The sequence below is a fragment of the Pseudarthrobacter sp. MDT1-40-2 genome (assembly GCF_059383595.1).
The window spans coordinates 296,495-318,925 of record NZ_JBWZCL010000004.1 but is presented as its reverse complement, the minus strand read 5'-3'; the positions used below and the strand labels follow the sequence as shown (position 1 = coordinate 318,925).

Below are 22,431 nucleotides of genomic sequence, written 5' to 3'. Positions count from 1 at the left end.
TTATGCTCCTGCCTCGGTTGTGCTGGCGGTTTGCGCCACGGCAACCGTCCGCTTTTCAACCCTTTTTTCGGTGTCGGCCGCCAGGACCACGCGCTGGACGAAGATCCCCGGGATGTGGACATGTTCAGGGTCCAGTTCGCCGGGTTCCACCAACTCCTCCACTTCTGCAATGGTGATTTTCCCGGCCATGGCACAGAGCGGATTAAAGTTCATCGCGGTGGCATGGAACACCAGGTTGCCGTGCCGGTCCCCTTTCCAGGCATGGACGAGCCCAAAATCCGGAGTCAGGGATTCCTCCAGGACGTAATCGATACCGTTGAACGTCCTGACCTCCTTCGGTGCCGAGGCAACAGCAATTCCGCCGTTGGAGTCGTACTTCTGCGGCAGGCCGCCCTCGGATACCTGGGTGCCCACCCCAGCCCTGGTGTAGAAAGCGGGGATGCCGGCACCGCCCGCCCGGAGCTTTTCCGCCAGGGTCCCCTGCGGGGTGAGGACCACTTCGAGCTCACCGCTGAGGTACTGCCGCGCAAACTCCTTGTTCTCCCCCACGTAGGAACTGATGGTCCGCCGGATCCTGCCCTCTTTGAGCAGGATGCCCAAGCCCCAATCGTCCACGCCGCAGTTGTTGCTGACGGTCTCCAGATCCTTGGTGCCGCGGCTGTACAGGGCGTCGATCAGCGTGACAGGAATACCGCAGAGGCCAAATCCGCCCACCGCCAGCGAGGCGCCGTCGGGAATGTCCGCGACAGCTTCTTCGGCACTTGCAACAACCTTGTTAATCATTGTTGTTCCTTTCGGGGGCCTCGACAGGTTCCACCTAGAGACCCAGCTCGCGGGCGATCAGCATCAGCTGGACTTCCGTGGTACCTTCACCGATCTCGAGGATCTTTGAATCCCGGTAATGGCGGGCCACGGTGAACTCGTTGATGAAGCCATAGCCGCCAAACACCTGGGTGGCGTCCCGCGCGTTGTCCATGGCTGCCTCACCTGCGACCATCTTAGCGATGGCCGCTTCGGTCTTGAACGGCTTGCCCGCCAGCATCCGGGCGGCCGCATCGTAGTAGGCAAGCCGGGCAGTGTGAGCCCTGGCCTGCATCCTGGCGATCTTGAAGGCCACAGCCTGGTGCTTTCCAATGTTCTGGCCGAAGGCAGTGCGTTCCTTGGCGTACTTCACCGACAAATCGACGCAGCCCTGGGCGGCTCCCGTGGCCAGGGCGGCGATCGCGATCCGTCCCTCATCAAGGATGGACAGAAAATTGGCGTATCCGCGGCCGCGCACGCCAAGCAGGTTAGACTCCGGGACCTGGACTCCCTTGAGCGTGAGCGGGTGGGTGTCCGAGGCGTTCCAACCCACCTTGTTGTAGGGCTTTTCCGCCGTGAAGCCCGGAGTGCCCGTGGGCACCAGGATGGTGGAAATTTCCTTCTTGACCGTACCGTCCGGGCGTTCTTCCCGTCCGGTGACCGCCGTCACCGTAACCAGCCGGGTGATGTCCGTTCCGGAGTTGGTGATGAATTCCTTAGTGCCGTCGATGGTCCAGGTGCCGCCGTCCAGCCTGGCGGTTGTCTTGGTACCGCCTGCATCGGAACCGGCCTCGGATTCGGTGAGGCCGAAGCCTGCGAGCGCCTTTCCGGAGGCCAGCAGCGGAAGCCATTCCTGCTTCTGCGCTTCGGTGCCGAAGCGGTGGATGGGCATGGCGCCCAGGGACACCCCCGCTTCAAGGGTGATGGCGACTGACTGATCCACCCGGCCCAGTTGTTCCAGCGCCAGCGACAGCGCGAAATAGTCTCCGCCCATGCCGCCGTACTCCTCAGGGAACGGCAGGCCGAACAGTCCCATGTCCGCCATCTGCGAGATCACTTCATAGGGGAAGGTGTGCGTTTCGTCGTGGTGGGCTGACACGGGGGCCACTACTTCGTCCGCAAAGGCCCGCACAGTGTCGCTGAGGTCCTGGTATTCCTCGCTGAGCTGGAAATCTGTCATGGCTGGTCTCCCTTGGCATTGGTGGCTTCTGGAATGAACGGAAGTGCGTTCTGCGTGTCACTCGGGACCGTTGCTGTATCCGGGTGGATCCTGGCCAGCACCTGGCCTGCCCTGACTAAATCACCAGGTTTGACGTTGAGGTGGACCATTCCTGTCAGCTCTGCAGCCAGTTGGTGTTCCATCTTCATGGCCTCGACGGACAACAGCGCCTGCCCAGCGGTCACGTGTTGGCCATCCTGAACCGCAAGCGACACCACCGTCCCCGTCATGGGCGAGCGGACTTCCGGATCAGCGGCACCGGCCCCACGCTCAATAGCGGCCAGCAGCCGCGCGAGCCTGGCCTCCCTGTCCAGGCTCTCAAGGCGGCAGGACCAGCCGCCGCTGCCCAGGAACACTTCGCGCATTCCGGTACCACGGGTTCCTGCACCGGTCGTGGACGTTGCGGCGACTGCATAACTGTGAGATTCGCCGTCGACAGTCAGTACTGCATGTCCCGGCCGGGTGAGCCGCAGGGACGCGCGGCGGTCGTTGCCAGAACCCACCCGGACGGTACCGGGACCTGATTCAGCGGGATCAGCGATGACGGTGACGGTCACAGCCTCCCCTTCTGAAGCGGCGAGGCTGACCCGCCATGGCGCCCGTCCGCCGATCCGCCAGCCATCGGCGTGATGCCAGGGACCCGCTGCGGCAGGGCGCAGTTGGGCCCGTGCCGCTTGTTCCTCGCCGTGAAGGTACAGTGCGGCTGCGATGAATTCGGATTCTGAGACCTCGCGGAACGCGAGTTCCGGCAGCCTGCGTTCGATCAACCCGGTATCCAACCTGCCGGCGCGGACGTCGGCATCATTGATCAGGAGCCGAAGGTATTCACCGTTGGTCTCGATGCCCAGCGCCGTGTAGCCCGCGAGCGCTGCGTCCAGGGCGTCCAGCGCCGCCTGCCTGTTCCCGGACCAGGCAATCACTTTGGCCAGCATGGGGTCATAGCTGGATGACACCTCCAGTCCAGGCAAGAGGGACGAGTCCACCCGGACCACGGGCGCTCCGGACCTCCCGGGCGCTCCCACACATGCGGTGCCCTCCCCTGCGGTGCCCTCCCCTGCAGAACCTTCCCGTGCAGAACCGTCTGGTTCCTCCAGCAAAAGCACCGTACCGGCTGAGGGGAGGAAGTTGCGGTCCGGCCGTTCGGCGTAGATCCGCGCCTCGACGGCATGGCCGTGGAGTTCGACGTCGGCCTGCAGCACCGTCAGTTCTTCCCCCGCGGCAATCCGTACCTGCCATTCCACGAGGTCGTGGCCGGTAACCATTTCCGTGACCGGATGTTCCACCTGGAGCCTGGTGTTCATCTCCATAAAGAAAAACTCCTCCGGCGCCTGGTCCGAAACCAGGAATTCAACGGTTCCGGCCCCTGCGTAATGGACGCTGCGCGCCGCCTGGCAGGCCGCCTCCCCGATCCTGGCGCGAATGGCTTCGCCGGAGGGCAGCGACTCCAGCAGCGGTGAGGGGGCTTCCTCGATCACCTTCTGGTGGCGGCGTTGCAGCGAGCATTCCCGCTCGCCCAGGTGGATGACATTTCCGTGGGCGTCCGCCAGGATCTGGACCTCAATGTGGCGCGGCGTTGCCACCAGCCGCTCCAGGAACAGTGTGTCGTCCCCGAAAGCTGCAGCGGCCACCCGGCGCGCCGTGAGCAGCGCAGCACCAAGGTCCTTCGGCTGCAGCACTACATGCATGCCCTTGCCGCCGCCGCCGGCGGAGGGCTTAATCAGCAGCGGATAGCCCACTTCGTCAGCCGCCGCAGCCAGTTCGGCGTCACTGAGCCCCGGTTTCGCGATTCCGGGAACCACCGGCACGCCGTAGCCGGCCACATGGTTCTTGGAACGGATCTTGTCCCCCATCACGGTGAGGGCATGCACCGGCGGACCAATGAAGGTCACTCCCGCAGCTTGGAGAGCTTCGGCGAAAAGGGCGTTCTCACTCAGGAAGCCATAGCCGGGATGGACGGCCTCGGCGCCGGCCTCCTTGCAGGCACGCACCAGGACGTCAATGTTGAGGTAACTCTCTGCGGCCGCAGCAGGGCCGATCCTGACGGCGGTGTCAGCTTCGAGAACGTGGCGCGCACCGGCGTCGGCATCGCTGTAGACGGCGACGGACCGGATACCCATCCTGCGCAGTGTCCTGATGATCCGGCAGGCGATCTCGCCGCGGTTCGCCACCAGAACGGAGCGGAACGGAGGGTCCAAAAGGGCATCGGCCTGGCTGGTTGCACGTGATGTGTGGCTCATCCTGTCACATCCTGAACAGGCCGAAGGAAGTCTCCGGCAGCGGGCTGTGGGAGACGACGTCCAACGCCAGTCCCAGGACGGTCCGCGTGTCTGCGGGGTCGATCACGGCGTCATCCCACAACCGGGCCGTTGAGTAATAAGGGCTGCCCTGGTCCTCGTACTGCTGCCGGATGGGGGCCTTAAAGGCTTCCTCCTCCTCGGCGGACCATTCCTTGCCGGCGGCGTCGTATTGGTCCCTCTTGACGGTAGCCAGAACACTGGAAGCCTGGTTGCCGCCCATGACGGAGATCCGCGCTGCCGGCCACATCCACAGGAACCGAGGCGAATACGCCCGGCCGCACATGGAGTAGTTTCCCGCGCCGAAGGAGCCGCCGATCACCACTGTGAGCTTGGGGACCCTGGCGGTGGCCACCGCGGTGACCATCTTGGCGCCATTGCGGGCAATGCCGCCCTGCTCGGCGTCCTTGCCCACCATGAATCCGGAGATGTTCTGCAGGAACAGCAACGGGATGCCGCGCTGGTCACAGAGTTCAATGAAATGCGCCCCCTTGAGCGAAGACTCGCTGAACAGCACGCCATTGTTGGCCACAATGCCCACCGGGTGCCCGTGCAGCCGGCCGAAGCCCGTCACCAAAGTGGTGCCGTACTCCTTCTTGAACTCGTGGAATCTGCTGCCGTCCACCAACCGGGCAATCACCTCGTGGACGTCGTACTGCGCGTTCACGTCCACGGGCACTGCACCGTACAGCTCAGCCGGGTCCGCGGAAGGTTCGACGGCGGGCACCACGTCCCAGGCAGGAGCTGCCGGTGGGGGCAAGGTAGCCACGATGTCCCTGATGATCTGCAGGGCGTGTTCGTCGTTTTCCGCGAGGTGGTCGGTGACGCCGGAAATTCTGGAATGCACGTCGCCGCCGCCCAGTTCCTCCGCCGTGACGATTTCTCCGATCGCGGCTTTCACCAGCGGCGGACCGCCGAGGAAAATGGTGCCCTGGTTGCGGACAATAACAGTTTCATCGCTCATGGCGGGCACGTACGCGCCCCCTGCGGTACAGGAGCCCAGCACCGCTGCCAGCTGCGGGATTTTGGCGGCGGACATCCGGGCCTGGTTGTAGAAGATCCTGCCGAAGTGGTCGCGGTCCGGAAACACTTCGTCCTGTCTGGGCAGAAAGGCGCCTCCCGAGTCCACGAGATAGACGCAGGGCAGCCGGTTCTCCAAGGCTATTTCCTGGGCACGGAGGTGCTTCTTGACGGTCAGCGGGTAGTAGGTTCCACCCTTGACGGTGGCGTCGTTGGAGATGACCAGGACATGCCGGCCGTGCACCATGCCAATCCCGGCGATGACGCCGGCTGCCGGAGATTCGTCGTTGTACATGCCGTTGGCCGCCAGCGGGGCAATTTCAAGGAAGGGGCTGCCGTTGTCCAGCAACTGCTCGATCCGCTCCCTGGGCAGCAGCTTTCCCCTCGCCAGGTGCCGCTCCCGGGACGCCGCCGGACCTCCCTGTGCGGCTACCTGCAGCCGCCCGCGTAACTCTTCGGCCAGCGCCGCCTGAGCCTTGGAGTTTGCTGCGAAGTCCGGGCTGCCAGGGTCCACCCGGCTGGCGATTGTCTCCATTGACGAACGTCCTCCCTGCCTGGTCAGCCGGTGCGGGCTGGCCTTGCAGCAATTTCGGTTAATGACGAGTAACTGTAATTCAGGTTAGTCTCTATTAACTGTGAAGTCCACCACAAGGAAACCTGGACTGTGCAGCTCCCAGGAGGAAAGATGCCCGCACCACTTCCCCACTTCGAGGCCGGCGCTCCTTTGACCCAGCGCGGGCAAGCGAAGGAGAACCGGAGGCAGGCGTTGCTCTCCGCGGCCGCCGCGCTCTTTGCCCGGGAAGGCTTCAACCGCGTCTCCATCGAGGACCTGGGCGCTGCCGCAGGCGTCAGTGGTCCGGCCGTCTACAGGCATTTCCCTGGCAAGCAGGCAGTCCTGGGTGCGCTGCTCCTGACCGTCAGCCAGGACCTGCTGGCCGGCGGGCAGGATGTGGTGTCCGCCGCCCGTGACGGCGCCAGCGCCCTCGAAGGCCTGGTTGCCTTCCAAGTGGAGTTTGCGCTCAACCAGCCGGACGTGATCCGGGTACAGGACCGGGACCTCAGCAACCTTTCAACCGAAGACCAGGCCCGGGTCCGCCAGCTGCAGCGCCAGTATGTGGAGCTGTGGGTGGAGGTCCTCGCCCTCACCCACCCGGCCCTGGACGCTGCGGAACTGCGGATGCGCGCACACGCCGCCTTCGGCCTGATTAACTCCACGCCGCATTCAGTGCGGGCCCATGGGCGGCGGATTGGTGCGAAGTCCGCCGCCCCGGTGCTGGAACGGATGGCATTGGCTGCGTTGACGGTGTCCTGAACATGACAGTGTCCTGAAAGCGACTGTGTCCTGAAAGCCAGCGCCGTCCCGCTGCTACGCCATGGTCAGGGCGAGCGCCGGATCGGCCAGGAGGTTCCCGACGTCGGCGAGGAAGCGTGAGCCCTGTTCGCCATCCACCAGGCGGTGGTCAAACGAGAGGCTCAGCGTCAGGACCTGCCGCAACCTGACCTTGCCCCGGTATTCCCAGGGCATCCGGCGTACCGCGCCGACGGCAAGGATAGCCGCCTCGCCAGGGTTCAGGATGGGCGTACCGGCGTCGATTCCGAAGACTCCGATATTGGTGATGGAGATGGTGCCGCCAGTGAGCTGCGCAGGACTGGTCTTGCCCGCCCTGGCAGTCTCTGCCAGTTCACCAAGGGCGGCGGCCAGATCCTGGAAGGACAACGCATCCGCATCCTTGATGTTCGGCACCAGCAGCCCCCGCGGAGTCGCGGCGGCGATGCCAAGATGCACGTAATTGAACTGGACAATCTCCTGGCTTGCTTCGTCCCAGGCAGAGTTCAGCGCCGGGTTCCGTTTGAGCGCAATCAGCACGGCCCTGGCCACCAGGGTGAGGGGGGTCAGTTTCACGCCGGCAAATTCCCTGCCGGACTTCAGCCTGTCCAGAAGTTCCATGGCCGGGCTGACGTCCAGCGTGAGGAATTCGGTGACGTGCGGGGCGGTGAAGGCACTGGCCACCATGGCGGAGGCTGTTGCTTTACGGACCCCCTTGATGGGTGTGCGCGTCTCACGCTGCCCGTCTGCCGCAGCATCCTGACCCTCCAGGGCCGTCCGGCCGGAGGCCTTCAGTACGTCTTCCCGGAGGATCAACCCGCGTTCTCCCGTGCCGGTGACCGCGGTGAGGTCCACGCCGAGATCCCGGGCCAGTTTCCTGACGGGCGGTGTGGACCGGGGCCTTTCGAGGGACTCAACTGCCTGGGGAGCCGGGGCTGGTCCTGCCGCAGCCGGAGCCGCAGCCGCAACCGCAACCGGAGCAATACCGGCACGACGGCGGCGTACCGGCCGGCCGGAGTGCTCCAGTACGGCCCCGTACCCCACCAGGTTCGGCTCCCGTTTTGCCGCACCTTCTGAGCCGTTGCTTCCTGTTTTGCCTTCTCTATCGTCTTCTCGGGCATTTCCGGTGCCGTTTGCGCCTCCTGCGGCTGGGCCGGTTGCCCCGCCGTCGTCAGCTACCTCAAACGAGACAATAGGCTTTCCAACCTCCACGACTGTCCCAGGGGCCTCGTGCAGCGCGGTAACGATGCCCGCGAAAGGCGATGGCAGCTCGACCACGGCTTTTGCGGTCTCCACCTCGGCGATCACCTGGTTAAGCGTGACGGTGTCGCCCACGTTCACACGCCAGTTGAGGATTTCGGATTCAGTGAGGCCCTCGCCCAGGTCCGGGAGCCGGAATTCCTTGATCATGGTGGCACTCATCCTTCCAGGCCGCTCAACGAGTTAGGCCTGTTCATTGCCCGGTCCACACCGTCCAGGATGCGGTCCAGGTCAGGCAGGTGGTGCATCTCCAGCTTGGAGTAGGGGTAGGGAATGTCGAAGCCGGTGACCCGGACAGGCGGCGATTCCAGGTAGTGGAAGCAGCGCTCGGTGATGCTGGCGGCAATCTCCGCGCCGACACCGCCGGACTGGCCGGCTTCGTGCGTGATCACCAGTCGGCCCGTTTTCCGCACCGAGGACTCAACGGTGGGGTAATCCACCGGGGAGAGCGAGCGCAGGTCAATTACTTCAATGGAGATTCCGTCGTCAGCGGCAGCCAGCGCGGCGTCCCTGGCGGTTTTCACCAGCGGCCCGTAGCACACCAGGGTGACGTCCCTTCCAGTGGCAACTACTGCAGCCGAGCCCATATCGGGCGCAGTCGCCGGGTCGACGCCCAGATCCACCTCGCCTTTGTCGTGATAGCGCCGCTTGGGCTCGAAGAACAGGACAGGGTCGTTACAGCGGATGGCCTGCTGGACCATGGTGTAGGCATCCTGCGGGTTGGACACGCTGACCACGCGCAAGCCGGAAGTATGCGTGAAATAGGCCTCGGGCGATTCGGAATGGTGCTCGGGTGAGCCGATCCCTCCGCCGAAGGGAACGCGGATGGTGATGGGAAGGGTAACTGCGCCACGGGTCCGGTAGTGCATCTTGGCTACCTGGCACACAATCTGGTCAAAGGCCGGGTAGATGAAGCCGTCGAACTGAATTTCAACCACCGGCCGGTAGCCACGGTAGGCGAGCCCCACAGCGGTACCCATAATTCCCGATTCGGCCAGTGGAGTATCGATGACGCGATGCCGGCCGAAGTCTTTCTGCAGGCCGTCAGTAATCCTGAAGACGCCGCCAAGGGTCCCGATATCCTCCCCCATCAGGACAACTTTGGGATCGTTTTCCAGGGATTTGCGGAGTCCGGCGTTAATAGCAGCACCGAAGGTCATGGTGGTCATCGCGTGGCTCCTTCAGCCGGAGTGGCCGCCGCGGGATCACCGAGGGAGGCCAGATAGCGGGAGTAATGCTCTTCCTGGCGGTCCAACCAGGAGTTCGGGGTGCTGTACACGTGCCGGAAGACATCCGACGGTGCGGGATCCGGCATCTCCAGACAGGCCTTGCGCAGCTTTTGGGCCACGGCAGCGGCTTTGCTTTCCACTTCATCCAGCAGCTGGTCGGTGAGCATGCCCTTCCTGTCCAGCAGTGCCTTAACGCGCTTCAACGGATCCTTGGCAGCCCAGTCCTCAAGTTCGTTGGCGTCACGGTAACGGGTGGGATCGTCAGCGGTGGTATGCGGCCCCATCCTGTAGGTCACGGCTTCGATGAAGGTGGGCCCCCCGCCGTGCCAGGCGCGGTCCATGGCTATCCGGGTGGCCGCCATTACCGCCAGCACATCGTTGCCGTCCACCTGCATTGACGGGATACCGAAGCCCGGAGCCCGGTCAGCAATGCGGGTGTGGGACTGCAGCGCCACGGGCTCGGAAATGGCCCAGTGGTTGTTCTGGCAGAAGAACACGACGGGGACCTGGAAGCTGGCTGCAAAAACCATTGCCTCGTTAACATCGCCCTGGCTCGTGGCACCATCACCGAAGTAGGTGATGGCGGCGGTGTCGGCACCATCGAACTGGATACCCATGGCGTAGCCGGTGGCATGCAACGTCTGGGCTCCGATAATGATCTGGGGGGCGGCCATATTTACCGTATACGGATCCCAGCCGGAGGCCGCGTTACCCCGCCACATGCGGATAATGTCCGCCAACTCCACTCCACGGCACCACGCCACTCCGTTCTCCCGGTAGCTGGAGAAGATGAAGTCCTGCGGGCGCACCACCCGTGCCGAACCTACCTGCGCGGCCTCCTGTCCCAGCAGGGGCGGCCAGAGGGCAAGCTCACCTTGGCGTTGGAGTGCCGTTGCTTCGGTGTCGATCCGACGGACGATCGCCATGTCCGTATACAGCGCGAGCAGCTGCTCGTCGCCAACGTCCTGGACCCATGGATCGTACTCGGGATGGCTGACGCGCTCCCCGTCCGGAGTTATCAACTGGACCAGCCCCGGGTGTGGGGCTCCCTTGCGTTCTGCGATCACGTTCGTCAACCTCCGACGTCCTTGGTGACCAGCCGCGAAAGGACTTGTGATCCCACCGCCGGCAGGTCTGCCGGGCACCTTTACCCGCTATTTGTGACCCTACTCACAATGAACAAGAGGTACAACCGATCCTGTCACCACTGAGCAATGTGCCCTGTTTCGTGGCAATTGACCGTGCTAGCCTTGCGCATTATGCAAGCTTTGGATGGCACGGACACGCGCCTGCTTTCGGCACTGGCCAAGGACCCCGCCAGGACCGTAGTGGCCCTGGCGCAGAAATTGGGCCTGTCCCGCAATACTGTCCAGGCGCGGATGGCGCAGCTGGAGAAGAAACGGGTCTTCCTTTCCTTTGAACGCCGTATCAATCCGGCGTCGCTGGGGTACCCGTTGATGGCATTTATCTCCGTCCACGTCCAGCAGCAGAAGCTGGGCGGCCTGGCGAAGGACCTTGCCTGCATCCCCGAGATTCTCGAAGGGTACGGACTGACCGGTTCGGCAGACCTGCTGCTACGGGTGGTGGCGGTTGACGCCGAGGATCTTTTCCGCATCAACGGAAAAATCCTGGCGTGCGACGGCGTGGACCGTACGGACACAGCCTTGGCCATGCGGGAAATGATTCCGTTCAGGGTCCAGCCGCTGCTGGACCGCGGCCAAGGATAGCAAGTGCAGTACCACCGGGGGCTATAGGCTGTTACACGTTGAAACAAGTGCGGCGGGCCTGGCGGTCCCAGCAATCAGGCGGATACCCCCGATCCCGCCGGAAAGGCTCCATCTTGAGCAGTCCCCAGGAACCGTACCAGCCCGGCCCTTCCGACCCCGGCCCGACTCCACCTCCCGCGCACCACTCCCCCCAGGACCCTGGGTACGACACACCGGGAGGCTACACTCCGCCGCCGTACATGCAGTCTGCGCCACCGCCGCCCTTCGGCCTTCCCGGACAGGAGCCGCCTCGCAAAAGCCGCAAGGGCCTCTATGTTGTCCTCGGCATTGTGGGTGCCGGTATCGTCCTGGTGACAGTAGGGGTAGTGGTCCTGCTCAACTTTGCCGGCGGTGCCACGGGCCAGGCGAAGGGACTCGCGGAAGACTTCACCGAACTGGTCATCGCCGGCAAGTCGGACGAAGCCTACGACTACCTCGATCCTGCCCTGCAGGAGCAACTCCCCCAGGAGGAATTCGTGGCAGGCATTGCAAGCCTGGAAATGGACGGCAACTGCCGGCCGGAGTACAACCACGTCAGCGCCGCAACAGAGAACGGCACCAAGTCCGCGGACATTGCCGGGGTCATCACCTGTGGCGACACCACGATTGAACTGGAATACCGATTCGAAGGCGTTGACGAGCTGAAGATGATCAACATCAAGCTCTTGCCGCCCCAGTAGCCGCAAACTGGCTCCGCAGACTGACCCGCACCACGTGCAGGACGAAAGCGGCCCCGCATCGGTTGGTGTGTGTCCGCTTTCGCTTTGGTAGCTGCGCTCTTGCCGGTCCTTAGTGGTCCACGGCCTTCTCTGCGCCGATACCTGTCAGGGAGCGGACTTCCATCTCTGCCTGCTTGGTGGTGTCCTCGAGATTCTTGTCCAGGACGGTTCCCAGCCAGCCGAGCAGGAACGCGAGCGGGATGGAAACAATGCCCGGGTTGCTGAGCGGGAAGAAGGCAAAGTTGGCGTCCTTGATCATGGAGGTGGCCGAACCGGAGACCACCGGGGAGAAGGTGATCAGGACTATTGCCGAGATCAGCCCGCCGTACATGCTCCAGAGTGCACCCTGGGTGGTAAAGCGGCGCCAGAACAGCGAGTAGACAATGGTGGGCAGGTTGGCCGAAGCCGCTACGGCGAAGGCGAGCGCCACCAGGAAGGCGACGTTCTGCCCGTTGGCGAAGATACCGCCGACGATGGCGAGCACGCCGATTACCACAACGGTGCGCCTGGCAACCTTAACCTCAGTGTCGGCGTCGGCCTTGTCCTTGGCTATGACGTTGGCATAGATGTCGTGGGCAAACGAGGCGGCGGCGGTGATGGTCAGCCCGGCCACCACGGCCAGGATGGTAGCGAATGCCACAGCCGAGATAAAGCCCAGCAACAGCGGACCGCCCAGGAAGAACGCCAGCAGCGGAGCAGCAGAGTTGACGCCGCCCGGCGCTGCCTTGATGGTGTCTGCGCCTACCAGTGCGGCGGCTCCGTAGCCCAGGACCAGGGTGAACAGGTAGAACAGGCCAATCAGCCAGATTGCCCAGACCACCGATTTGCGGGCTTCCTTGGCCGTGGGGACGGTGTAGAAGCGCATCAGCACGTGCGGCAGGGCTGCGGTGCCAAGCACCAGAGCCAGGGCTAGGGACATGAAATCAAGCTTGGAGGCGTCCGACTTGCCGTACTGCAGGCCGGGGTTCAGGACGGCAGGATTATTCGCCGTCTCCACAGCGCCGCCCAGCAGGGCGGAGAGGTTGAAGCCGTAGATTGCGAGCACCCAGAACGTCATGACGGCGGCTCCCGCGATCAGCAGGATGGCCTTAATGATCTGGACCCAGGTGGTGCCTTTCATGCCGCCGATGAGGACGTACATGATCATGAGGCCGCCAACAACCGTGATGACCAGGGCCTGGCCTCCCCAGTCACTGATGCCAAGGAGCAGCGAAACGAGGCTGCCTGCACCCGCCATCTGGGCCAGGAGGTAAAAGAAGCAGACGGCCAGCGTCGAGATGGCCGCAGCGATGCGGACGGGGCGCTGCCGGAGCCGGAAGGAGAGCACGTCGGCCATGGTGAACTTGCCCGTGTTGCGCAGCAGCTCAGCTACCAGCAGGAGGGCTACCAGCCAGGCCACGAGGAAGCCGATGGAGTACATGAAGCCGTCATAGCCGTTGATGGCGATGGCGCCCGTGATGCCCAGGAACGATGCTGCGGAGAGATAATCGCCGGCAATGGCGGTGCCGTTCTGCGATCCGGTGAAGGAGCGGCCTGCGGCGTAGTAGTCCGCTGCAGTTTTATTATTGCGGCTGGCCCGGAACACGATGACCATGGTGACGGCCACGAACAGGCCGAAAATGCCCATGTTCAGCAGCGTTGTCTCCTGGAGGGCAGCGACGTCGACCTTAACCGGGATGGCGATCATTTGTTTCCTCCACTCAGGCGGGCGCCGTTTTTATCAAACTGGTGGCCCTCTATTCCCTGCCGGATCTCCGTTGCAATCGGATCGAGGCGGCGGTTCGAGTAACTGACATACCAGCTGGTGATGGCGAAGGTGGAGACAAACTGCAGCAGCCCCAGAAGCAGGCCGACGTTGACGTTGCCCCATACCTTGATGGACATGAAGTCCACTGCGTAGTCAGCCAACAGCACATACGCGAAATACCACAGCAGAAACACTATTGCCATGGGGAAAACAAAGCTGCGGTGACGTTTGCGCAGTTTCTGGAACTGCTCCGTCGACTGGACTTGCACGAAGTCCACGGACGCCGCAGCGTCCGGAGTGGGGGCATCGCTACCCATCGTTCCTCCTCATTGAGTGTTGCGTGAGCCGAAGCGGCGGGGGCTCCACGCCCATACGACCGCCAATGTGACTGCAATCACTGTGCCGTGTGAGGCAGGCAATATTCATCGGGCTGCAGCCGGCCGTCGCCAAGCGGTCCCGGCGCTGCGGCGAGCGGCATGGCACCTGCTGATACCGGCGAACCCGGGCGGAAGCGCTGCGGCCATCACAGCGCATGCCGACTACGCTGTCCCCATGGCCGACTCCCCACTGTTCACCGCCGCCGCGATCGCCCTGATCACCTTGGCGATTGCCGCCGTCGCCGGCATTGGGTTGAAAGTGCTGCGCTCATTCCGTGACCTGGGCAGCGATGCCGAGCGGGCCACCTACAACACGCTGCACGCTGCGTCACGGGCGGGGCAACACCTCCGCACCGGCCTGCATCCGGCCGGCGCCGCGAAGGCCAGCCGGCAACTGCGGGCCCTGCTGGGCTGCGAGGCTCTGGCGATCACCGACGCCACCGGAGTGCTGGCATGGGACGGAGCGCACGATGAACTGCGGCCGCACCTCATGGAGTTGGCGGAAGAAGTGCTCCGTGAGGGCCGATCCGCCGTCCTGCAGCCCGGCGCATGGGGCGATACAGCCGCGGCACCGGCACCCGCTGCGGTGATCGCTCCGATCCGCGCCGGCTCCCGGGTGGTGGGCTGCGTGGCCGCATTCGCACCACAGGCCGGCGCGGGCCTGGCCCGGGCCACTGGAGAGGTGGCCGACTGGGTGGCCACCCAGGTGGAACTGGCTGAACTGGACGCATCAAGGACCATGCTCATGGAAGCTGAAGTGCGGGCCCTCCGCGCCCAAATCAGCCCGCATTTCATCTACAACTCGCTGAACGCCATCGCCTCCTTCATCAATACCGATCCTGCCCGCGCCCGCGAACTGGTGGTGGAGTTTGCCGACTTCACCCGCTACTCGTTTCGCCGCCACGGCGATTTCACCACCCTCGCCGAAGAACTGCGCTGCATCGACCGTTACCTCCTCCTGGAGCGCGCCCGGTTTGGTGAGCGGGTCCAGGTGAGCCTGCAGGTGGCACCTGAGGTGCTCAGTACCGTGATTCCGTTTTTGAGCCTGCAGCCGCTGGTGGAAAATGCCGTGCGGCATGGACTGGAGGCGAAGGAAGGGCCGGGCCACATCAGCATCAGTGCCCATGATTCAGGTGCTTTCGCGGAAGTCAGGATCGAGGACGACGGCGTGGGAATGGACCCGGATTACCTGCGGTCCCTGCTCGCCGGGCACAGCGACGGCGACCATGTGGGGTTGCGCAACGTCGATGTGCGGCTTCGTCAGGTCTACGGCGATGACCACGGCCTGGTGATTGAGACGGCGCCCGGCGAAGGAACCCTTATTACCTTGCGCGTACCGAAGTCCCAGCCTGGCCACGACGCCTGAAGCCGGCCCCTGATCCGGTTACTGTAGAGGGATGATCAATGTCCTCGTCGCAGATGACGAGTTGCCCGCCGTCGAAGAACTTGCCTTCCTGCTGGGAAGGGATGACCGGGTGGGCACCATCCACCGCGCGTCCTCCGGAAGCGAGGCCCTGCGCCTCCTCGCCACCCACTCCCCCGACGCGGTGTTCCTGGACATCCATATGCCTGCTGTCTCCGGCCTGGACATCGCCCGGGCCATTTCCCGCCGCGCCAGGCCGCCCCTGGTGGTTTTCGTCACCGCCGACGAGGACTGCGCGCTGGAGGCGTTTGAATTGGCCGCCATCGACTACCTGCTCAAGCCCCTCCGGGCGGAACGGCTCACCCGGACCATTGGCAGAATCGCGGAACTGCTGCGCGAAGGCGGTACTCCCGCCGTCGAAATGATCACCGTGGACCAGGGTGGCACCACCCGGATGATCCGGCGTGATGACATCATGTATGTCCAGGCGCAGGGAGATTACGCCCGGTTGCACACGGCCGAATCAAGCTACCTGGTCCGTATTCCGCTGGCGGACCTGGAACAGCAATGGGCTGACGCCGGGTTCATTCGGACGCACCGCTCCTATCTGGTGTCCCTCAAGCACGTCAGCCAGATCCGGCTTTCCGCGGACGGCCCGCACGTCACAGTGGCCGGCGCCGGGGTGCCTATCAGCCGCCGGCACCTGCCCACCGTGCGCGAAAAGCTGGAAACCACCCGAGTCCGGCCGCAGCCATGACCCGCGTGAGGGTGGTCGCCCCGCAATCAGCGGCACGGACGACGCCGGAACCCCACGACGGAGCCGAGCAAAGCGAGGTAGGGCAACTGTTCGTCCGCTCGCTCATCCGTTCGCAGCTCCGGCTGGCCATGGTGGTGGCCATCGGCTTCCTGGTGATCCTGGGCGGCTTCCCGGCACTGCTTGCCTTTGTGCCGGGGCTTGCCGGTACCACCATTGCCGGAATCCCGTTTGACTGGCTGCTGCTGGGGATGGGCCTGTACCCCGTGATAGCGCTCAGCGCCTGGCTTTTTATCCGGGCAGCCAACCGGAATGAATCCCGGTACCGCGACCTCGCTGAGAACCGGTGATGGTGCCACCATGAACCCGGCCGTTGCCATTGCCGCCTTCGCTGCGGTTTCCCTCGCTACAGCAGTCATTGGCTTCCATGGGCTCCGCATCTCCAGGACCACCGGCGACTTCTATGTAGCGTCCAGGACCGTGCGGCCCTGGTGGAACGCTTCGGCCATCGGTGGCGAGTACCTCTCCGCTGCCAGCTTTCTGGGCGTGGCCGGGCTGATCCTGCTCTCCGGGACCGACGCCCTGTGGTTCCCTATTGGCTATACCGCGGGGTACCTGATGCTGCTGCTCTTCGTGGCCGCCCCGCTGCGCCGCTCCGGCGCCTACACCATCCCGGACTTCACTGAAGCCCGGCTGGACTCCCGGCTGGTGCGACGGGTGACGAGTGCCGTCGTCGTGGTGGTTGGCTGGCTGTACATCGTGCCGCAACTGCACGGCGCCGCCCTGACCATCCGGGCCACCACGGGGCTTCCGTCCTGGGTGGGCCCGGTGGCCGTCGTCGTGGTGGTTTGCCTGACGGTGGTGGCAGGCGGGATGCGCTCCATCACCTTCGTCCAGGCCTTCCAGTACTGGCTCAAGCTGACCGCCCTTGCCGTTCCCGTTATTTTTATCCTCCTGGTCCTGGCCGGCAACGGGACCGAGCCGGTAGCGCCTGCTGCGGTTAACCCCACAGGGCAGCAGCCGGGCGGGCTGTACCAGAACGTCTCGCTGCTGGTGGCCCTGCTGTTCGGGACGCTCGGCCTGCCTCACGTCCTGGTGCGTTTTTACACCAACCCTGACGGCCAGTCAGCGCGCAGGACCACCCTGATCGTGCTGGGCCTGCTGTCCTTCTTCTACCTTTTCCCGACGGCATTGGGCCTGGCGGCCCGAATGTTCGCGCCCGAGCTTGCCCGCACGGGCCGCGCGGACGCCGTCGTCCTCCTGATGCCCGGTCACTTGGTGGGCGGTGTCGCCGGGGAGGTGCTGTCCGCCCTGGTGGTGGCCGGCGCCTTCGCCGCGTTCCTGTCCACTACCTCAGGGCTGGTGGTGTCGTTGGCCGGGGTGATCAGCCAGGATGTCCTGGGCGGCAGCGTCCGCGGCTTCCGGCTGGCCGCGGTGCTCTCTGCCCTGGTGCCGCTCGGGTTTGCCTTTCTCACCGATTCCCTGGCTCTGGCCGGCAGCGTGGGGATGGTGTTCGCGTTTACGGCGTCAACCGTCTGTCCTGTCCTGCTGCTGGGGATTTGGTGGCGGGGCCTCACCGACACGGGAGCCATCAGCGGAATGCTGACAGGTGGCCTGCTGTGCGGCGGGGCGATGGTGGCCGGCGCCCTCCTGGAGGCGTCGTCAACGCCCGTGTGGCTGGCGCAGCCGGCCGCCTGGACGGTACCCGCGGCCTTTGCGGTGATGGTGTTGGCCTCCCGTGCCACCAAAAGCCGGGTACCGCGGACCCTTACCCGGGTGATGACCCGGCTGCACACTCCGGAGCGCCCGCTGGCCACTAAGCGCTGAATCGCGGTACACCCACGGGTGACGGGACTCTGGTACACCGAAGGCTGTGGGTGCACAATGACGGCATGTCCATCTCCGGTGCAAGCCCTCCCAACGGCGTCCCGAAACAGCCCTCCCCTGCCCGGGCACAGCTGTTGGCAACCGAGCACTGGGGGCTCCTCGCCTCGCGGAGCACAGCACAGGCCGAGGTACTGACGCGGATCAGCATGTTCCTGATGTTCACGTCCGCGAGCCTGGTCAGCCTTGCCCTGGTGGGACAGGCAACGGGCTTCACTGGACCGTTCCTGATGCTTGCAGTCATTGTGCTGATAGTGGACGCCGCTATGGGCCTGCTGACCCAGGTGCGTGTGGTCAATGTGGCGGTGGAGGACCTGATGTACGTCCTGGCCATGAACCGTTTGCGGGCAGCGTACGTGGCTCTGGACCCGGGCGTGGCACAGTACCTGATGGCATCATCACATGATGACCGGCCCGGGGCGCAGCAGACCTATGATTTCCTGGAAAGCCGGAGCAGCTTCAGCCATGTGGCGGGCAGCAGCATGATCTTCATGGCTACCGCCAACTCGACATTGCTTGCCATCCTGACCGGTGTCCTGATCACTGCAATCCGCGCGCCGATGGGCTTGGCCGTTGCGTGTGGAACAGTCTGCGGGGTGGCCTTCCTGGCGTATTCCAGCTACAAGGGTTACCGCCGGTATACCGACGTGTGGGCACGGCACACACCTGTCTCACCAAGCCCTGCATAAGCGGGCCTGTCAATCGATGGCAGCCATCAGTTCAACGACCCGGTCCAGGAAGGCATCAACCTGGGTTTCCTCATATCCGTCGGCGCCACTGGCAGGGCGGAACACGGCCCGCCGGATACTGTCTACGCTCAAAGGTTTGTCCTCTTCGAGGTAGCCGATAAGCTCGCGGCACAGGTTGTCGACGTCGGTGGTGTTGTAGCTGCGTGCCTTCGGATTTGAGGGCCTGCGGAAACGCTCACCGTCCGCGCGGTGCAGCCGGCCACGGAGAATTCCGGAGAGCTGGCCAATGTTGCGCAGCCAGGCTTCCTCGCCACTGGCAGCGATCAGTTCGTCCCGTTCCCGCCGGGCAAAGGCATCCTCGAGGCGGTCCAGGGCCGCATCGACCACAGCCGCCGAATACCCGCCCTTGACGGGGTCGAAGGCCACGGAACGTACCTCGGTGCTGGTCACAGCGTTCTCGGCCGCCTCAGGGGTTTCGAGCGAAACCCGGGCACGCTGCAGGAACTGATCCACTTGCCTGGCGTTGTAGCCATACTCAGAACGTGGCACACGCTGAAAGGACGCGGAAACCTGCCGTTGACTGCTCACTGTTGATTTCATTCCTTTTTCGCTTCCCGGCCCAAACCGGTGGGAATCATTCTAGGTGGTCGGCCGGTGATCATCAGGCACCGGTCAGAACAAAGAGGACATACGCTACGGGCGACGCGAAAACGATCGAATCCAAACGGTCCATCACGCCACCATGGCCCGGCAGGATGCTGCTCATGTCCTTAACGCCCAGTTCGCGCTTAACCATTGATTCGGCAAGGTCTCCCGCCGTGGCCGCCGCCACCAAGCCCACCGCCAGGATGATGCCCATCCACCATGGCCGGTCGAGCAGGAAGATAGTTGCCAGCATGCCCACCCCCACGGCTCCGGCGACTGAGCCGGCAAGGCCTTCCCAGGATTTTTTGGGGCTGATCTTCGGCGCCATGGGATGTTTGCCGAAAGAGGCGCCCAGGAGGTAGCCGAAGGTATCGTTGGCCACCACCAGCAGCAGGAGCACCACAATCTGCCAGGCACCGTGCGGGATCTCGCCGCCGGGCCAGAACCCCATGGCTGCCGGACCGTCCGTGGAGTGGAGCGGCAGCGAGGCAAAGCCGAGCAGGAAAGGAATCCAGCCAAGGGCAAAGACCCCGGCGAAGATGCTCTTGGCCGATCCCACAGGGCTTTCGATGGACCGCCACAGCAACACGGCCACGCAGCTGAGCAGCATGGCAAAGAGCAGACTCTCCAGCCCACCGAAGTAAGCAGCAAAAGGCATTGCCACGGTACCGGTCATGACCGGGACGATCGGCATGCGGGTGCCATTGGCTTCCAGGGCGCGGAACACTTCCCAGACTCCCAGGATGGCAAACCCGGCAGTCACCGCCACAAAACCCAGCGGCAGGAACAGCAGCCCACCCAGGACGATGAAGAGCATGAATAGCCCGACGCCGATCGCCGCCGGAAGGTCCCGGCCGGCCTTGGGAGTCGGGTTGACGCGGGGTGGCCTCGTTCGTAGCCGCGAGTGCTGCCCCGGCCCCTGCTCTGGCTGATTCATCAGACCTCGAGCAGCTCGGCTTCTTTGCGCTTGAGGAGCTCGTCAATTCCGTCGACGTGGGACTTGGTCAAGGCATCCAGCTCCTTTTCCGCACGCGTGCCTTCATCCTCGCCGGCCTCGCCGTCCTTGACCAGGCGGTCGAGGGTTTCCTTCGCCTTGCGGCGGATGCTGCGGATGGAAATCTTGGCGTCCTCGCCCTTGGACTTGACGATCTTGACGTACTCCTTGCGGCGTTCCTGGGTCAGCTCAGGGATGGTCACGCGGATGACGTTGCCGTCGTTGGACGGGTTGGCGCCCACCTCGGAGTCGCTCAGGGCACGCTCGATGTCCCGCAGTGCGGTCTTATCGAAGGGCGTGATCAGGATGGTCCGGGCGTCAGGGATGGCGAAGGAGGCCAGCTGCTGCAGCGGCGTCGGCGAGCCGTAATAGTCCACCAGCACCTTGTTGTACAGGCCCGGGTTGGCGCGGCCGGTGCGGATCGAGGCGAAGTCTTCCTTGGCTACCTCAACGGCCTTGTCCATTTTGTCCTCGGCTTCGAGCAAGGTTTCTTCGATCACGGTTTCTCCTCTAGAAATGGGCGGAACTTCCTGAATTTATCCTAGCCGGTGCTAAGGGGTCACCAAGGTGCCCAGCTCTTCGCCCAGGATGGCGCGGGTGACGTTTCCTTCGCCTTCCATGCCAAACACCACCATGGAGAGGTTGTTGTCCTTGCACATGGTCATCGCCGTCTGGTCCATCACCCGGATGTCCCGGCGCAGCGCCTCGTCGTAGCTGAGGACGTCCAGCTTCTTGGCGCTGGGGTCCTTTTTGGGGTCGGCGGTGTAGACGCCGTCCACCCCGCTCTTGGCCATCAGCACGACGTCGGCATGAACCTCGAGCGCGCGCTGCGCGGCCACGGTGTCGGTGGAGAAGTAGGGAAGCCCGGCGCCTGCGCCGAAGATCACGACGCGGCCCTTCTCCATGTGGCGGATAGCGCGGCGGGGAATGTAAGCCTCGGCCACCTGGCCCATGGTGATGGCGCTCTGGACACGGGTTTCAACGCCGGCCTGCTCCAGGAAGTCCTGCAGCGCCAGGCAGTTCATTACCGTCCCCAGCATGCCCATGTAGTCGGCTCGCGAGCGGTCCATGCCGCTTTGGGACAGTTCGGCACCGCGAAAGAAGTTTCCGCCGCCCACCACGATGGCAACTTCCACCTCCGGCACGGCGGCCGCAATCTGCTTCGCGGTGGCCCGGACGGTTTCGGGATCGACACCGAGCTTGCCCCCGCCGAAGACCTCGCCGGACAGCTTGAGCAGCACGCGGCGCCTGCTCTTCTCAGGTTGGGTTGCAGTGTTGTCGGCTTCCATGATGCCTTCCGGTTGATGAACTCTGAAAAGATTATCCTGAGCGCGGCCTAAAGGTCCCACCGGGAGTCCGGACCGGAGGCCGCCGCGCATGCAAAAGGGGCAGCCACCGAAGTGGCCGCCCCTCTGCGGAGAGAACTAGGAGCCTACGCGGAACCGTGCGAAGGCGGTGGCCTTCACGCCGGCCTCGGAGAGGACCTGTGCTACTGACTTCTTGGCATCCTTGGCGAATGCCTGGTCAAGGAGTACCTCGCCCTTGTAGAAGCCCGTCACGCGGCCTTCAACGATCTTGGTGAGGGCGGCCTCGGGCTTGCCTTCAGCCTTGGCGGTCTCCTCGGCGATGCGGCGCTCGGACTCAACCAGTTCGGCCGGAACATCTTCGCGGCTGAGGTAGTTCGGCGCCATGGCTGCGACGTGGACGGCGACGTCGTGTGCTGCGGTGGCCGCGGCTTCGCCTTCACCGTCTACGGCGAGCAGAACGCCGACCTGTGCCGGCAGGTCCTTGGAGGTCTTGTGCAGGTAAGCGTCAACCGTTGCGCCCTCGATGCGGGCGATGCGGCGGACAACAACCTTTTCGCCGAGGACTGCGCCTTCTTCGATGACGACCTCGGAAAGCGGCTTGCCGTTAACGTCGGTGGCAAGCAGTGCCTCAAGGTCGGCAGCGCCGGACTCGATGGCAACGGCCAGGACCTTGTCGGCCAGCTGGATGAACTTGTCGGCCTTGGCAACGAAGTCGGTCTCGCAGTTGACCTCTACCATTACGCCAACACCGGCTTCAACCTTGGCAGCAACCAGGCCCTCAGCCGTGGAACGGCCTTCGCGCTTGGTGGCACCCTTGAGGCCCTTGATGCGAATGATCTCAATGGCCTTCTCAGCGTCGCCGTTGGCTTCGTCGAGAGCCTTCTTGACATCCATCATGCCAGCGCCGGTGCGCTCGCGCAGTGCCTTGATGTCTGCGGCAGTGTAGTTCGCCATGTGAACCCCTCTGTCTAGAAATTTATGGTGTGTACGGACTGACAGGACGGCAGCTCACCAGGTGAGCGGCCATCCTGTCAGC

General features: G+C 64.1%; 22 protein-coding genes. 8 read left to right on the top strand and 14 right to left on the bottom strand.

The features are described from left to right. The 4 genes from AC50X5_RS13840 to AC50X5_RS13825 are packed head-to-tail and all read right to left on the bottom strand — an operon-like array spanning position 1 to position 5,869. The gene (locus AC50X5_RS13840; protein ID WP_494976650.1) at positions 1-783 is read right to left on the bottom strand and encodes a CoA transferase subunit A; all 783 of its coding nucleotides are present in this window, start codon (positions 781-783) and stop codon (positions 1-3) included. A gap of 34 nt (positions 784-817) precedes the next feature. Next, complete coding sequence (locus AC50X5_RS13835; RefSeq protein ID WP_494976649.1) at positions 818-1,981, bottom strand: acyl-CoA dehydrogenase family protein; 1,164 nt, start codon at positions 1,979-1,981, stop codon at positions 818-820. Beyond that, positions 1,978-4,257: an acetyl/propionyl/methylcrotonyl-CoA carboxylase subunit alpha gene (locus AC50X5_RS13830; protein WP_494976648.1), complete on the bottom strand. Its 2,280-nt coding sequence runs from the start codon at positions 4,255-4,257 to the stop codon at positions 1,978-1,980. Before AC50X5_RS13830 ends, AC50X5_RS13835 begins: the two co-directional genes overlap by 4 nt. Before the next feature lie 4 nt (positions 4,258-4,261). Next, positions 4,262-5,869, bottom strand: a complete 1,608-nt coding sequence (locus AC50X5_RS13825) for a carboxyl transferase domain-containing protein (protein WP_494976647.1) — start codon at positions 5,867-5,869, stop codon at positions 4,262-4,264. Between the two features lie 150 nt (positions 5,870-6,019). Between AC50X5_RS13825 and AC50X5_RS13820 the strand changes: the two genes are divergently transcribed. Continuing rightward, entirely contained in the window at positions 6,020-6,646 is a 627-nt protein-coding gene (locus tag AC50X5_RS13820; protein ID WP_494976646.1) for an SACE_7040 family transcriptional regulator, read from the top strand. 54 nt (positions 6,647-6,700) lie between these two features. On the opposite strand, the gene AC50X5_RS13815 is transcribed toward AC50X5_RS13820, so the two are convergent. The 3 genes from AC50X5_RS13815 to pdhA are packed head-to-tail and all read right to left on the bottom strand — an operon-like array spanning position 6,701 to position 10,217. Next, positions 6,701-8,071, bottom strand: a complete 1,371-nt coding sequence (locus AC50X5_RS13815) for a dihydrolipoamide acetyltransferase family protein (RefSeq protein ID WP_494976645.1) — start codon at positions 8,069-8,071, stop codon at positions 6,701-6,703. An 8-nt stretch (positions 8,072-8,079) separates the two neighbouring features. After that, a complete protein-coding gene (locus AC50X5_RS13810; RefSeq protein WP_493986349.1) occupies positions 8,080-9,090 on the bottom strand; it encodes an alpha-ketoacid dehydrogenase subunit beta in 1,011 nt (336 codons plus the stop codon). Continuing rightward, positions 9,087-10,217, bottom strand: coding sequence for a pyruvate dehydrogenase (acetyl-transferring) E1 component subunit alpha (pdhA, locus tag AC50X5_RS13805; RefSeq protein WP_494976644.1), 1,131 nt, complete (start codon positions 10,215-10,217; stop codon positions 9,087-9,089). The genes AC50X5_RS13810 and pdhA overlap by 4 nt, the downstream gene beginning before the upstream one ends. A 192-nt stretch (positions 10,218-10,409) precedes the next feature. On the opposite strand from pdhA, the gene AC50X5_RS13800 reads away from it, so the two are divergent. Further along, the gene (locus tag AC50X5_RS13800) at positions 10,410-10,877 is read left to right on the top strand and encodes an Lrp/AsnC family transcriptional regulator (RefSeq protein ID WP_494976643.1); all 468 of its coding nucleotides are present in this window, start codon (positions 10,410-10,412) and stop codon (positions 10,875-10,877) included. A gap of 113 nt (positions 10,878-10,990) precedes the next feature. After that, on the top strand, positions 10,991-11,596 hold the full coding sequence (locus tag AC50X5_RS13795) for a hypothetical protein (protein ID WP_494976642.1): 606 nt from the start codon (positions 10,991-10,993) through the stop codon (positions 11,594-11,596). Positions 11,597-11,705: 109 nt separating this feature from the next. Here AC50X5_RS13795 and AC50X5_RS13790 read toward each other — a convergent pair whose 3' ends face one another. Continuing rightward, complete coding sequence (locus AC50X5_RS13790; protein WP_494976641.1) at positions 11,706-13,322, bottom strand: monocarboxylic acid transporter; 1,617 nt, start codon at positions 13,320-13,322, stop codon at positions 11,706-11,708. Next, entirely contained in the window at positions 13,319-13,699 is a 381-nt protein-coding gene (locus tag AC50X5_RS13785; RefSeq protein WP_494976640.1) for a DUF485 domain-containing protein, read from the bottom strand. Before AC50X5_RS13785 ends, AC50X5_RS13790 begins: the two co-directional genes overlap by 4 nt. A gap of 235 nt (positions 13,700-13,934) precedes the next feature. Here AC50X5_RS13785 and AC50X5_RS13780 point away from each other — a divergent pair, with 235 nt between their 5' ends. The 5 genes from AC50X5_RS13780 to AC50X5_RS13760 all read left to right on the top strand — a co-directional run bounded on the left by AC50X5_RS13780 (position 13,935) and on the right by AC50X5_RS13760 (position 18,449). Next, positions 13,935-15,125: a sensor histidine kinase gene (locus AC50X5_RS13780; protein ID WP_494976639.1), complete on the top strand. Its 1,191-nt coding sequence runs from the start codon at positions 13,935-13,937 to the stop codon at positions 15,123-15,125. Between the two features lie 31 nt (positions 15,126-15,156). After that, positions 15,157-15,879 (top strand): LytR/AlgR family response regulator transcription factor, encoded by a 723-nt coding sequence (locus AC50X5_RS13775; protein WP_494976638.1) that lies wholly within the window; start codon positions 15,157-15,159, stop codon positions 15,877-15,879. After that, positions 15,876-16,226, top strand: a complete 351-nt coding sequence (locus AC50X5_RS13770; RefSeq protein ID WP_494976637.1) for a DUF485 domain-containing protein — start codon at positions 15,876-15,878, stop codon at positions 16,224-16,226. The genes AC50X5_RS13775 and AC50X5_RS13770 overlap by 4 nt, the downstream gene beginning before the upstream one ends. A gap of 10 nt (positions 16,227-16,236) precedes the next feature. Continuing rightward, positions 16,237-17,703 carry a sodium/solute symporter gene (locus AC50X5_RS13765; RefSeq protein WP_494976686.1) on the top strand — a complete coding sequence of 489 codons (1,467 nt, stop codon included), beginning with the start codon at positions 16,237-16,239 and terminating at the stop codon, positions 17,701-17,703. A 65-nt stretch (positions 17,704-17,768) separates the two neighbouring features. Next, the gene (locus tag AC50X5_RS13760) at positions 17,769-18,449 is read left to right on the top strand and encodes a hypothetical protein (RefSeq protein ID WP_494976636.1); all 681 of its coding nucleotides are present in this window, start codon (positions 17,769-17,771) and stop codon (positions 18,447-18,449) included. A 9-nt stretch (positions 18,450-18,458) separates the two neighbouring features. Here AC50X5_RS13760 and AC50X5_RS13755 read toward each other — a convergent pair whose 3' ends face one another. From AC50X5_RS13755 to tsf, 5 genes are all read right to left on the bottom strand, one after another. Continuing rightward, entirely contained in the window at positions 18,459-19,049 is a 591-nt protein-coding gene (locus AC50X5_RS13755) for a DivIVA domain-containing protein (protein WP_494976635.1), read from the bottom strand. A 61-nt stretch (positions 19,050-19,110) separates the two neighbouring features. Next, a complete protein-coding gene (locus AC50X5_RS13750) occupies positions 19,111-20,031 on the bottom strand; it encodes a phosphatidate cytidylyltransferase (RefSeq protein ID WP_494976634.1) in 921 nt (306 codons plus the stop codon). Further along, positions 20,031-20,588 (bottom strand): ribosome recycling factor, encoded by a 558-nt coding sequence (gene frr / locus AC50X5_RS13745; RefSeq protein WP_330186893.1) that lies wholly within the window; start codon positions 20,586-20,588, stop codon positions 20,031-20,033. The genes AC50X5_RS13750 and frr overlap by 1 nt, the downstream gene beginning before the upstream one ends. Positions 20,589-20,639: 51 nt before the next feature. After that, the gene (pyrH, locus tag AC50X5_RS13740; protein WP_494976633.1) at positions 20,640-21,377 is read right to left on the bottom strand and encodes a UMP kinase; all 738 of its coding nucleotides are present in this window, start codon (positions 21,375-21,377) and stop codon (positions 20,640-20,642) included. Positions 21,378-21,512: 135 nt separating this feature from the next. After that, positions 21,513-22,349 (bottom strand): translation elongation factor Ts, encoded by an 837-nt coding sequence (tsf, locus tag AC50X5_RS13735; RefSeq protein ID WP_494976632.1) that lies wholly within the window; start codon positions 22,347-22,349, stop codon positions 21,513-21,515. Between the last annotated feature and the right edge of the window lie 82 nt (positions 22,350-22,431).

Excerpts from the sequence above, each read along its gene's own strand:
- AC50X5_RS13840 (WP_494976650.1), bottom strand. The coding sequence starts at position 783 with ATGATTAACAAGGTTGTTGCAAGTGCCGAAGAAGCTGTCGCGGACATT.
- AC50X5_RS13835 (WP_494976649.1), bottom strand. The coding sequence starts at position 1,981 with ATGACAGATTTCCAGCTCAGCGAGGAATACCAGGACCTCAGCGACACT.
- AC50X5_RS13830 (WP_494976648.1), bottom strand. The coding sequence starts at position 4,257 with ATGAGCCACACATCACGTGCAACCAGCCAGGCCGATGCCCTTTTGGAC.
- AC50X5_RS13825 (WP_494976647.1), bottom strand. The coding sequence starts at position 5,869 with ATGGAGACAATCGCCAGCCGGGTGGACCCTGGCAGCCCGGACTTCGCA.
- AC50X5_RS13820 (WP_494976646.1), top strand. The coding sequence starts at position 6,020 with ATGCCCGCACCACTTCCCCACTTCGAGGCCGGCGCTCCTTTGACCCAG.
- AC50X5_RS13815 (WP_494976645.1), bottom strand. The coding sequence starts at position 8,071 with ATGATCAAGGAATTCCGGCTCCCGGACCTGGGCGAGGGCCTCACTGAA.
- AC50X5_RS13810 (WP_493986349.1), bottom strand. The coding sequence starts at position 9,090 with ATGACCACCATGACCTTCGGTGCTGCTATTAACGCCGGACTCCGCAAA.
- AC50X5_RS13800 (WP_494976643.1), top strand. The coding sequence starts at position 10,410 with ATGCAAGCTTTGGATGGCACGGACACGCGCCTGCTTTCGGCACTGGCC.
- AC50X5_RS13790 (WP_494976641.1), bottom strand. The coding sequence starts at position 13,322 with ATGATCGCCATCCCGGTTAAGGTCGACGTCGCTGCCCTCCAGGAGACA.
- AC50X5_RS13785 (WP_494976640.1), bottom strand. The coding sequence starts at position 13,699 with ATGGGTAGCGATGCCCCCACTCCGGACGCTGCGGCGTCCGTGGACTTC.
- AC50X5_RS13780 (WP_494976639.1), top strand. The coding sequence starts at position 13,935 with ATGGCCGACTCCCCACTGTTCACCGCCGCCGCGATCGCCCTGATCACC.
- AC50X5_RS13775 (WP_494976638.1), top strand. The coding sequence starts at position 15,157 with ATGATCAATGTCCTCGTCGCAGATGACGAGTTGCCCGCCGTCGAAGAA.
- AC50X5_RS13770 (WP_494976637.1), top strand. The coding sequence starts at position 15,876 with ATGACCCGCGTGAGGGTGGTCGCCCCGCAATCAGCGGCACGGACGACG.
- AC50X5_RS13765 (WP_494976686.1), top strand. The coding sequence starts at position 16,237 with ATGAACCCGGCCGTTGCCATTGCCGCCTTCGCTGCGGTTTCCCTCGCT.
- AC50X5_RS13760 (WP_494976636.1), top strand. The coding sequence starts at position 17,769 with ATGTCCATCTCCGGTGCAAGCCCTCCCAACGGCGTCCCGAAACAGCCC.
- AC50X5_RS13755 (WP_494976635.1), bottom strand. The coding sequence starts at position 19,049 with ATGAAATCAACAGTGAGCAGTCAACGGCAGGTTTCCGCGTCCTTTCAG.
- AC50X5_RS13750 (WP_494976634.1), bottom strand. The coding sequence starts at position 20,031 with ATGAATCAGCCAGAGCAGGGGCCGGGGCAGCACTCGCGGCTACGAACG.
- pyrH (WP_494976633.1), bottom strand. The coding sequence starts at position 21,377 with ATGGAAGCCGACAACACTGCAACCCAACCTGAGAAGAGCAGGCGCCGC.
- tsf (WP_494976632.1), bottom strand. The coding sequence starts at position 22,349 with ATGGCGAACTACACTGCCGCAGACATCAAGGCACTGCGCGAGCGCACC.